This is a genomic window from Curtobacterium sp. MCLR17_055, from assembly GCF_003234305.1.
In the GTDB taxonomy this organism is placed as follows: domain Bacteria; phylum Actinomycetota; class Actinomycetes; order Actinomycetales; family Microbacteriaceae; genus Curtobacterium; species Curtobacterium flaccumfaciens.
This window is the reverse complement of record NZ_QKSX01000016.1, coordinates 91,944-103,325: the sequence shown is the minus strand read 5'-3', so window position 1 is coordinate 103,325 and position 11,382 is coordinate 91,944. Positions and strand designations below refer to the sequence as shown.

At 71.0% G+C, this 11,382-nt stretch carries 6 protein-coding genes and 1 rRNA gene; 6 read left to right on the top strand and 1 reads right to left on the bottom strand.

Annotated elements, in window-relative coordinates:
• From rrf to DEJ09_RS14280, 4 genes are all read left to right on the top strand, one after another.
• Positions 1 to 106, top strand: a 5S ribosomal RNA gene (gene rrf / locus DEJ09_RS14295); the annotation flags it as partial.
• A 128-nt stretch (positions 107 to 234) separates the two neighbouring features.
• Complete coding sequence (locus tag DEJ09_RS14290) at positions 235 to 1,365, top strand: ROK family transcriptional regulator (RefSeq protein WP_111089025.1); 1,131 nt, start codon at positions 235 to 237, stop codon at positions 1,363 to 1,365.
• Between the two features lie 104 nt (positions 1,366 to 1,469).
• On the top strand, positions 1,470 to 3,485 hold the full coding sequence (locus DEJ09_RS14285; protein ID WP_111089024.1) for a beta-galactosidase: 2,016 nt from the start codon (positions 1,470 to 1,472) through the stop codon (positions 3,483 to 3,485).
• Positions 3,482 to 5,641, top strand: a complete 2,160-nt coding sequence (locus DEJ09_RS14280; protein WP_258373915.1) for an alpha-galactosidase — start codon at positions 3,482 to 3,484, stop codon at positions 5,639 to 5,641. The genes DEJ09_RS14285 and DEJ09_RS14280 overlap by 4 nt, the downstream gene beginning before the upstream one ends.
• A 341-nt stretch (positions 5,642 to 5,982) precedes the next feature.
• Here DEJ09_RS14280 and DEJ09_RS14275 read toward each other — a convergent pair whose 3' ends face one another.
• Positions 5,983 to 8,544 carry a glycoside hydrolase family 2 protein gene (locus DEJ09_RS14275; RefSeq protein WP_111089023.1) on the bottom strand — a complete coding sequence of 854 codons (2,562 nt, stop codon included), beginning with the start codon at positions 8,542 to 8,544 and terminating at the stop codon, positions 5,983 to 5,985.
• Between the two features lie 116 nt (positions 8,545 to 8,660).
• On the opposite strand from DEJ09_RS14275, the gene DEJ09_RS14270 reads away from it, so the two are divergent.
• Positions 8,661 to 10,346 carry an ABC transporter substrate-binding protein gene (locus DEJ09_RS14270; RefSeq protein ID WP_111089022.1) on the top strand — a complete coding sequence of 562 codons (1,686 nt, stop codon included), beginning with the start codon at positions 8,661 to 8,663 and terminating at the stop codon, positions 10,344 to 10,346.
• A gap of 34 nt (positions 10,347 to 10,380) precedes the next feature.
• Complete coding sequence (locus DEJ09_RS14265; RefSeq protein ID WP_071247140.1) at positions 10,381 to 11,370, top strand: ABC transporter permease; 990 nt, start codon at positions 10,381 to 10,383, stop codon at positions 11,368 to 11,370.
• Positions 11,371 to 11,382: the final 12 nt, after the last annotated feature.

Below are 11,382 nucleotides of genomic sequence, written 5' to 3'. Positions count from 1 at the left end.
TAGCGAGAGGGAAACGCCCGGTCACATTCCGAACCCGGAAGCTAAGCCTCTCAGCGCCGATGGTACTGCAAGGGGGACCTTGTGGGAGAGTAGGACGCCGCCGGACTTAACTTATAAGAACCAGGGAACCCCTGACCATTCGTGGTCAGGGGTTTTCTGCGTTCTGCGGCCCGTTCTGGGTCCTTGTCGACGGGGACCGGTCAGGCCGTAGGATCAGCCGACGACGGAGGAACGATGACCGAAGCCTGGCCGGCCCTGCCCGACGGCTCCCGCCTGGCGCTGCGGGAGATCCTCATCCACGGGGTGCTCTCCCGTGCCGAGATCGCACGGTCACTCGGGCTCTCACGGGCGAGCCTCACGCGGGCGATGCGCATCCTCGTGTCACAGCGGCTCGTGGTCGAGGTCGGCACTGATGTTCGCGGCGCCACCGGCCGCCCGTCGGAGCTCCTGCAGGTGAGCAGCGGGCAGTGGGAGTTCCTCGGCATCAAGCTCACGAAGGACCGCCTGTACGCCGCGGTCACGGACCTGGGCGGACGGGTCCTCGCGCTGCACGAAGAGGCGATCGACGACACCGCCGCCGAGTCGCTCGCGGAGCAGATCACCCTGGTGCTCGCCCGGCTCCGGGATGCGCACCCGGCCATCTGTGCGATCGGGGTCTCGCTGCCCGGAGACGTTATGGTGCGGGCGGGGGAGTCCGTCGTCGCGGCGTCGGTGTTCCTCGGGTGGCACGAGGTGCCGTTCGCCCGGATGCTCGAGGAGCGGACGGGCATCGCCACGTTCACCGCGAACGACGTCCATGCGCTGACGGCGAAGGAGCACTGGTTCGGTGCCGGCGCCGGCCGCGGGTCGATGGTGCTCGTGACGGTCGGTGAGGGCCTGGGCCTCGGGCTCATCGCGAACGGGCAGGTCTCCACCGGGGAACACGGGCGGCTCGGGCGCATCGGGCACCTCCCGGTCCTCGGGGGCGGTCCGGACTGTGGTCTCGGGCACGCCGGGTGCGCCTCGAGCTACCTGCCGAGCCCGGTCATCGTGCGGAACGCCGGGCACGAGGGGAAGACCTACGACCAGGTGGTCGAGCTTGCCCGGGACGGCGACGAGGGCGCCCTCGCTGCGTTCGAGGATGCCGGCCGTGCCCTCGGGGTCCTGCTCGCCACCGCGGTGCACATCGCGGACCCCTCGGCGATCGTGCTGACGGGTGACGGGCTGCCCGTGTACGACCTGGCGCGGGCGACCGTGGACGAGTCGATGCGGGCCGCACTGGCGCCGTACACCGAGCCGGTGACGGTGGAGGTGCAGCCGTTCGAGTTCTCGGAGTGGGCACGTGCCGGGGCGGTCCTCGCCATCCGTCGGCTGCTGGGGGAGTAGTCCGCCACGGGAACTACAGAGGTGTCGGCGCGTTAGTTACGCACGTTGACAAACGCGGACGCAGACGGGAGGCTTGAGCGGTCCACACCATCGAAGGAGATGCCGTGACCGCTGCCCCCACCGTCCCGTGGCCGACCGACGGCCTGTCGTTCGGCGGCGACTACAGCCCCGAGCAGTGGCCCCGGGAGACCTGGCTCGAGGACGTTCGCCTGATGCGTGAGGTCGGCGTGAACCTGGTCACCGTCGGGGTGTTCTCGTGGGCACTGCTCGAGCGGTCGCCGGGGGACTTCACGTGGGAGTGGCTCGACGACGTCCTCGCGCTGCTGCACGAGAACGGCATCGCGGTTGACCTCGCGACGCCGACCGCTGCACCACCGAACTGGCTGCTGACCGCACACCCGGAGATCCTGCCCGTGGACGCCACGGAGCGGCGAGAGCGACCGGGCGGACGACTCGGGTGGTGCCCGGCCTCCGAGCTGTTCCGGGAGCACGCGCTCCGCATGGTCGACGCGCTGGCGGAGCGGTACGGCCGGCATCCCGCGGTGCGGCTCTGGCACGTGAGCAACGAGCTCGGCGGCGGCAACGGCCGGTGCTACTGCGAGGAGTCGGCAGCGGACTTCCGGCACTGGCTCGTCGCGAAGTACGGCGACGTCGAGGCCGCGAACGACGCGTGGGGCACGGCCTTCTGGGGGCACACGTACACCTCGTTCGACGAGGTCTCGCCGCCGCGCGGGGTGGGCGGGGCACCGAACCCCGGGCTCGCGCTGGACTTCGAGCGGTACTCCTCCGACGCGCTGCTCCGCCACTACGACGCCGAGAAGGCCGTGATCGAGCAGCACTCGGACGTGCCTGTCACGACGAACTTCATGGTGGGCGCCGGGTCGCAGGTCGTCGACTACGCCGGGTGGGCCAAGCACGTGGCGATCGTCGCGAACGACCACTACACGCTCGTCGACGACGCCCGCCGCGAGCAGGACCTCGCGCTGGCCGGTGACCGGATGCGCGGGATGTCGGCGGACCGTCGTCCCTGGCTGCTGATGGAGCACTCGACGGGTGGCCCGAGCTGGCAGCAGCGCAACCGCGCCAAGGAACCGGCCGAGCTCGTCCGGAACGCCCTGGCGCACGTCGCGCACGGGTCCGACGGGGCGCTGTTCTTCCAGTGGCGGGCCTCCACCGCGGGTGCGGAGCAGTTCCACTCGGCGATGCTCCCGCACGCCGGCACCCGCACTCGCATCTGGCGCGAGGTGCTCGCCCTCGGCCGGGCGCTGCAGGCCCTCGCACCCGTGCAGGGCACCCGCGTCGAGCCGGCCCGGGTCGCGATCGTCGTGGACGAGGCCTCCGGGTGGGCCGTGCAGTCGGGGCTCAAGCCGCACCGGGGCCTGCGCTACGGTCGGGAGCTCCGCGCCTGGCACCGCGCGTTCCACGACCGGCAGGTGCTCACGGACGTGGTCCCCGCCGACGCCGACCTGGACGGCTACGACGTGGTCGTCGTGCCGACGATGCTCATCGTCGACGACGCGACCGCCGCGCGGCTGTCCGCCGTGGTGGACCGCGGCGCGACCCTGATCGTCACGTACCTGTCCGGCGTCGCCGACGAGACAGCCCGCATCCGCACCGGCGGCTACCCGGGCGCGTTCCGCGAGGTGCTCGGCGCCTGGAGCGAGGAGTTCACCCCGCTCCAGCGCGATGAACGCTGGACCCTCGACGACGGCGAGGTCGTCACCGACTGGGCCGAAGCGGTCGTGCTCGAGGACGCCGAGTCCGTGCTCCGGTACACCGACGGCCCGCTCGCGGGCCGGCCCGCCGTCACGCGCCGCCCGGTCGGCGGCGGCGCCTGGTACGTGTCCGCGATGCTCGCGGACGACAGCATCCAACGGCTCGTGGACGGGGTGATCGCGGAGCGGGGGATCCTGCGGACGGTCACCGGGCCTCCCGGCCTGGAGGCGGTGCGTCGCGTCGGCGACGACGGTTCCGCCTTCCTGTTCCTCGTCAACCACCGTGCTGACGACATCACGGTCGTCGCGTCCGGCACGGACCTGCTCGACGGGTCCGGCCACGGGCCGGACACCGTCGTGCCGGCCGGACGCGTCCGCGTGCTGCGCGAGGAGCGGGCCTCGTGACCGTCGTGGAGCGCGAGTCGACAGCCGTCGGTGCCGGCGATCGACGTGTGTACGTGCTGCGATCGGCCGGGGTGTCGCTGGTGCTGGCGTCCGCGGCGGACGGGCTGCCCGAGGTGCTGCACTGGGGTCGGGACGTCGGGCCCGTCGCGCCGGACGATGCGGCCGACCTGCTGCTCGCACTCGGTCGGCCGCTCGGACCGAGTGCGCTCGACGCGCGGTGGCCCCTCACGGTGCTGCCCACCGAGCGCGACGGGTGGGAGGGGCGACCGGGGATCGCCGGGCACGTGGACGGGATGCCGCTCGTGCCGCGGTGGTTCGACGTGGTGGTGATCGGTGACGACGAGCGGATCGTCGTGACCGCCGAGTCGGACTCGTTGGCGCTCCGGAGCGAGTTCGCGCTCGACTCCGCGGGGGTGCTGCGGGTGCGGCACACGGTGACGAACACCCACGCCCAGCCCGTGCACGTGCAGGCGCTCGAGGCGACGCTGCCGGTGGGGGAGCGGATCACCGAGGTGCTCGACCTGGGCGGACGGTGGACGCGTGAGCGCACACCGCAGCGCCGGGCGGCGACGGCCGGGAGCCACGCGCGGGAGAGCCGTCGCGGGCGGACGGGCCACGACTCGCCGACGTTGCTCGTGCTCGGCACGCCCGGGTTCTCAGACGCCGAGGGTGAGCTGTGGGCGGTGCACCTGGCCTGGAGCGCGGACTCGGTGTACCGGTACGACCAGCTCGCCGAGGCGCGACCGCTGCTCGGTGCCGGAGAACTGCTGCGTGCCGGCGAGGTCGTGCTCGGCGAGGGGGAGTCGTTCGCCGCTCCCGACGCCGTGTTCGTGTGGAGCGACACCGGGATCGACGGGCTGTCCGACCGGCTGCACGACTCGTTGCGCAGCCGCCCGGGGCACCCGCGACGACCCCGGCCCGTGGTGCTCAACACGTGGGAGGCCGTCTACTACCGGCAGGAGCTCGAACCCCTGGTGGCACTGGCGGAGACGGCAGCGGACATCGGCGTCGAGCGGTTCGTGCTCGACGACGGGTGGTTCCTCGGCCGGCGGTCGGACTCGACCTCGCTCGGGGACTGGCGCGTCGACCCGACGGTGTGGCCGGACGGGCTGGCACCGCTCGTCGATCGGGTGCGTGCGCTCGGCATGGAGTTCGGCCTGTGGTTCGAGCCCGAGATGGTCAGCCCGGTGTCCGAGCTGGCGGAGGCACACCCCGAGTGGATGCTGCAGCGCCCCGAGGACGACGTCCGCACGTGGCGGAACCAGTACGTGCTCGACATGGCGAACCCGCTGGCCCGGCACCACGTGCTCGAGAGCATGTCCCGCGTGATCGGCGAGCACCACGTCGACTTCGTGAAGTGGGACCAGAACCGGGACATCGTGCACGCGGTGCACGCGGGACGCGCCGGCATCGACGCGCACACCCGCGGCGTGTACGCGTTGATGGACGAGCTGCGTGCGCGGCACCCGTGGCTCGAGATCGAGGCGTGCGCGAGCGGCGGTGCCCGGATCGACCTCGGCGTGCTCGAGCGGACCGACCGGGTCTGGCCGTCGGACTCGAACGACGCCTTCGAGCGACTGCCGATCCAGCGCTGGACCGAGGCACTGCTCCCACTCGAGCTGATCGGCTCGCACGTCGGGCCGGAGGTCTCGCACACCACGAGCCGGCACCTCGACCTGGACTTCCGGATGGCGGTGTCGTTGTTCGGCTCGGCCGGCATCGAGACCGACATCACGAAGCTGTCGCCCGAGGAGCTCGACCGGCTCCGGGCCTGGACGGCGCTGTACCGACGGGAGCGCGGGCTGCTGCACTCCGGGCGGCTGCGGCACCTGGACCTCGGAGACCCGGGAACGGTGGCGACGTCGGTCGTGGCCACCGACCGTTCGCGGGCGCTGGTGCGGGTGGCGCGGACGGAGACGGGGCCGAGGTCGTTGCCGGTGCCGCTCCGGGTGCGTGGACTCGACCGGTCGCGGCGCTACCGGCTCGCCCCGGTGACCGGGCTCGCTGTCCCGCGCGGGCTCGACATGGTGCCGCCGGAGTGGCTCGTGCGCGGACACCTGGAGCTGACCGGCGCCGTGCTCGAGGACGTCGGCGCGCGGCTCCCGCTGCTCGCACCCGCGACCGCGATCGTGCTGGAGCTCCGCGCGATCGACTGAGCGCCGTCAGCCGCGCTGTTTCGGCGGGGGAAGCGTTTCCTGATCGGCGACGTGACGGTTCTGGTTCGCGATCCTCGGCGATCGTGAACCAGAACCGTCACGCGTCGAGAGGAAATGGCCGTCCCGGGGCGATCGGTGGGGTGCCGCGCGGTGAACGAGGGGCGGTGCGGGACGATCACTCCGTCCGCGGGCTTCGGTGCTGCGGGCTGCCGGGTTGCGGGTGCAGCGGAGGTGGGCGGGCGTGCTCGGGTGACGGTTCCGGTTCGCGAACCCGGGGGATCGTGAACCGGAACCGTCAGCGGCGCGAGGGAACGTCGCCGTCCCCCCCCAGGGCACCCGGGTCAGGGCAGGAGCGAACCTGCGTGGCGGAGGACGAGCGGGTGGACGAGCTCCTGTGCAGCGATGCCCGGCGCGCCCGTCACCGTGAAGGTCACCGACTCGCCGGGGAGCAGGGACACCAACCCGTCGTCGACGCGGGCGGCCGCATCGACGCGGTCGGGGAACAGCGAGACGTCGCGCGCGTACGCCTTCGCCGTCACGGTGACCGTTGCGCCGTCCTCCGTCGCCGACACCACCGTGGACAGGGGCGAGGGCTCGAGTGCCTGGTCGACGACCTCGGCGAAGTCGTGCACGGTGTGGGTGCCGGCTCCCGTGACGACGAGGACCTCGGAACCGGGGTCGCCCGGTGCCGCGAGCGACGACGGCAGCTGCACCCGGTCGGCATCGGCGGGGGCGGCCGCGAGCATGAACGACGACGACTCGAGCACGGTGCCGTCGAACGCCACGCGGGAGACCGTGACCTCGTCGGCGACCGACGCACCGGACGCGTTGACGAGGACGACGTCGAGACTGCCGTCGCCGTCGCCGTCGCCGTCGTCACCCTGGGCACCGGACGACGGCTGCACGGTGAGCAGCACGGGCTGGTACGCCTGCTGGACGGCGTACCAGACGGGCTTCCGGATGCCGGCGTGGTCGACCAGCGCCCAGGACACCACGGGCCAGTCGTCGTTGAGCTGCCAGACGACCATGCCGGTGTTGTCGGGCGTGCGGGAGCGGAACCACTCCATGCCGAAGCGGATCGCGTGCGCCTGGTTGAGCTGCGCGGCGAAGTGCCAGTCCTCGATGGAGGTCGGCTCGGGCAGGTGCCCCCGCATGCCGTCGGCGAGCTTCCGGTTGCCCTGGTCGGCCTTCTGGTGCACGAGCATCTCGTGGCCGTCCGGGTCGAGGGGCTCGTCGTGCACCACCGCGGTCAGGGTCGACCACGCCGGCGGGCCCTGGAACCCGAACTCGGCGACGAACCGCGGCTCCCAGTCGGCGTAGGCGCGGTAGTCGAGCCGGTTCCAGACGTCCCAGATGTGCACGCTGCCGTTCCGCTGGTCGTTCGGCGTCAGGTACTCATCGAACGAGAACGGGCTGCCCGGCGTGTACGGCCTGGTCGGGTCCAGCTCGGCGACGACCGCCGGCAGCAGGGAACGGTAGTAGCCGTTGCCCCAGGTCCGGCCGACGAGTGACTGCCGCCAGCCCCACTCGGCGTAGGCGACGAGGTTCTCGTTGTTGCCGTTCCACACCACGAGCGACGGGTGCGGGCTGAGGCGGGTGACGGCCTGGCGGACCTCGGGCTCGACCTCGTCGGCGAGCCAGGGCTCCTCGGCGTAGGCGGCACAGGCGAACAGGAAGTCCTGCCACACCAGGACGCCGAGCTCGTCGCACCGGTCGTACAGGTCGTCGGACTCGTAGATGCCGCCGCCCCAGATGCGCAGCAGGTTCATGTTCGCGTCGATCGCGTCCTGGATCCGGTCCGCGTACCGCTCGGGCGTCATCTCGGTCAGGTAGGCGTGGTCGGGGATCCAGTTCGCCCCGCGCACCATGACCGGACGGCCGTTGACGCGGAGCAGGAACGGCGCGCCGCCGGCGTCGGCGGCGGTGTCGAGGGTGACCGTGCGGAAGCCGACGCGGCCGGTCCACACGTCGTCGCCGACCTCGACCCGGACGTCGTACAGCGGCTGGTCGCCCTCGCCGCGGGGCCACCAGACGGCGACGTCGGGGACCTCGAGGCGGACGGTCGCGGCGCCGTCGACGACGGGACGTGCGCCGACGACCCGGCCGGCGGTGTCGGATACCGTGTGTCCTGCGGACGCGGGGTGCGGGGCCAGGGTGATCCGGGCCTCCAGGCCGGTGCCCGCGGAACCGTCCGCGGACGCGACGGGCGCGCTGCCGATGGCCTGCGAGAAGGAGCCGGTGGAGCCGGCGTGCTCGACGTCGACGTGGGCCGTCAGCACCCCGGTGGTGCCGTCGAGGTCGACGAGCGGGCGGACGGCCGCGATGCGGACGCCGCTCCAGGACTCGATGCCGATCGACTTCCAGATGCCGCTCGTGGCGACGTCGACGCCCCAGTCCCACCCGAAGTTCGACGCGTTCTTGCGGAGCGCGTTGTAGGGGTGGTGGTTGACGTGGGGCAGCTCGCCGCCGTGCAGGGCGGACAGGCGCTCGGCTGCGGGGACTGGGGCGTCGAACGTGACGACGAGCTCGTTCGTGCCCGGTCGGAGCAGGTGCCCGACGGGGAACCGGTACGAGCGGTGTTGGTTGGCGGTCGTCGCGACGACGATGCCGTTGAGCTCGATCGTGGCGAGGGTGTCGAGGCCCTCGGCGACGAGGTCGTGGCGGGTCTCGTCCGGTGCGCTCCACTCGAACGTGCGGCGGTAGCGCCAGACGGTGTCGCCGATCCACTGGGTGGCGGCCTCGCCGTCGCCGGCGAACGGGTCGGGGATCCGCCCGGCCCGCAGCAGGTCGGTGTGCACGCAGCCGGGGACCTGCGCCTCGACCGGTTCGCGGTGCTCCGCCGACTGCTCGGGCCCGGTCACCGCCTCGAGGGTCCACGTGCCGTCCAGGGTGGTCCGCTCCATTGCGTCTCCTCATCGTTACGGGGCCGTGACCCGACCCCTTGACCGCCTTAGTTTACGCGTGTAACAATCACGCTCACAACGTGGACCCTGCGACGACGCAGACCGAGAGGACAACGATGTTCAACCCAACCCGTTCACGGCTCGCCATCGGCGGCGCCGTTCTCCTCGCAGCCGGCCTCGCGCTCAGCGGCTGCAGCTCCAGCGGCACCGCCAGCACGAACGACGCCGCTGCCTCGACCCTGGTGGCGTACACCGGCCAGTCCGGCGACTACCAGATCAACTTCAACCCGTGGTCGCCGTCCAACATCGGCGGCGTCGGCACGATCTACGAGTCGCTCTTCTTCATCACCAACGTCAACACGAAGGACCCGAAGCCGCTGCTCGGCAAGTCCTCCGAGTGGAACGACGACGGCACGCAGCTCACCATCACGCTGCGCGACGGAGCCACCTGGAGCGACGGCGAGCCGTTCACCTCGAAGGACGTCGTGTTCACGCTCGACATGCTCAAGAAGCAGAAGGCCCTGAACTCGATCGGCTACGACGGCACCGCGAAGGCCGACGGCGACGACAAGGTGGTCGTCTCGTTCGACAAGCCGTCGTTCGTGCTCGGCCCGAACCTGCTCGGCAAGACCTGGATCGTGCCTGAGCACCTGTGGAAGGACATCGACCCGACCACCGACGTCGTGCGCGAGCCCGTCGGCACCGGCCCGTACACGCTCGGCACCTTCAAGGCGCAGGCGTTCACTCTCGAGGCGAACAAGAAGTACTGGGACGGTGCCCCGGCCGTGAAGACCATCCGCTACCTGTCGCTCTCCGGCAACACCGCCGGCGCCGACGCACTGAAGCAGGGGTCGATCGACTGGCAGACCGGCCCGGTGCCGAACATGGACGACATCCCCGCCAACTACAACGGCTACGACGGCATCACCGTCGGCCAGAACCAGATGGCCCTGCTGACCTGCGCGAACACCGACCTGGGCTGCGCCGGCCCGCAGACCGACCCGGCCGTCCGCCACGCGATCGCCGACGCCATCAACCGCAAGCAGCTCAACTCGCTGGCGTTCGAGAACACCGCGAGCGAGATCTCGCCGACCTTCGCGCTCACGACGACGCAGAAGGACACCATCTCGAAGGACATCGAGCCGGCCGTGATGCCGGAGACCGCCGACACCGACGCGGCCGCCTCGACCCTCGAGGACGCCGGGTGGAAGAAGGGCTCCGACGGCATCTACGCCAAGGACGGCAAGAAGCTGTCCCTGACGGTCGAGGTCGTCACCGGGTGGACCGACTACATCACCGCGATCGACACGATGACGCAGCAGCTCAAGGCCGCGGGCATCGAGCTCAAGGCGCAGCAGTCGTCGTGGAACGAGTGGACCGACAAGAAGACCAAGGGCAACTTCGAGCTCGCGATCGACTCGCTCGGCCAGGGCCCGACGGCGAACCCGTACTACCTGTACAACAACTACTTCACGACGGCCAACACCGCGAAGGTCGGTGCAGCAGCCCCGATGAACATCTCGCGGTACAGCAACCCCGACGTCGACAAGGCCATCGCGAAGCTCGCCACCATCAACCCCGAGGACACCGCGGCGACCCAGCCCGAGCTCGACACGATCCAGGAGCACATCGTCGAGGACCTGCCCTACATCCCCGTGATGACCGGCGGCACGACGAGCGAGTTCCACGCGGCGAAGTTCACCGGCTGGCCGACGAAGGACGACCTGTACGCGTTCCCGGCGGTCTGGGCGAGCCCGGACAACGCCGAGATCTTCAAGGCGCTCAAGCCGGCGAAGGGCTGACACCGATGGGATCGCGACCGAGGGGCACTCGACGATGACCTACTTCCTGCGCAAGATCGGCTTCTACGTCGTCGCACTGTGGGCGGCCCTGACGCTGAACTTCATCATCCCCAGGCTCCTGCCCGGCAACCCGGTGGACATCCTGCTCGCCAAGCTCCAGCAGCGCGGCGGCCAGGTGACCCCGGCGACCCGGGAGGCGTACGAGCTGCTCCTCGGTGGCGATTCCTCGGAGCCGCTCATCTCCCAGTACGGCCACTACCTGGTCAACGTGTTCCGCGGTGACCTCGGCGTGTCCGTCAGTTACTTCCCGGCACCCGTCACCGAGGTGATCGGCAGTTCGCTGCCGTGGACCATCGCCCTGGTCGGGATCGCCACCATCGTGGCCGCGATCATCGGCGTCGGCCTCGGGGCCTTCGTCGGGTGGCGGCCCGGCACCTGGCTCGACTCGTTCGTGCCGGCCACCACCCTGCTCGCCGCGGTGCCGTACTTCTGGCTCGCGCTGATCCTGGTGTACTTCTTCGCCACCGGGCTCCACCTGTTCCCGGCGCAGGGCGGCTACGACGTCATCCTGACCCCCGGGTTCAACTGGGACTTCATCGTCTCGGCGGTCCAGTACGGGGTGCTGCCGGCGGTGACGATCGTGCTCGCGTCACTCGGCGGCTGGCTGCTCGGCATGCGCAACATGATGGTGTCGACGCTGTCCGAGGACTACATCACCACCGCGCAGGCGAAGGGCCTGTCGGACGGCAAGATCCTGCGGAACTACGCCGCCCGGAACGCCGTGCTGCCGTCCGTCGCCGGGTTCGCGATCTCCCTCGGGTTCATCGTGTCCGGTTCCGTCGTCACCGAGCAGGTGTTCTCGTACCCGGGCATCGGGTCGAAGCTGCTGTCCGCCGTGACGAACAACGACTACGCGCTCATGCAGGGGATCTTCCTGTTCATCACCCTGGCGGTCCTCGGCGCGAACCTCGTCGTCGACCTGCTGTACGGACTGATCGACCCGCGCACGCGGGCCCGGAGCTAGGGGAGGAGACGA

Coding starts and splice junctions, on each gene's coding strand:
- DEJ09_RS14290 (WP_111089025.1), top strand. CDS start 235: ATGACCGAAGCCTGGCCGGCCCTGCCCGACGGCTCCCGCCTGGCGCTG.
- DEJ09_RS14275 (WP_111089023.1), bottom strand. CDS start 8,544: ATGGAGCGGACCACCCTGGACGGCACGTGGACCCTCGAGGCGGTGACC.
- DEJ09_RS14270 (WP_111089022.1), top strand. CDS start 8,661: ATGTTCAACCCAACCCGTTCACGGCTCGCCATCGGCGGCGCCGTTCTC.
- DEJ09_RS14265 (WP_071247140.1), top strand. CDS start 10,381: ATGACCTACTTCCTGCGCAAGATCGGCTTCTACGTCGTCGCACTGTGG.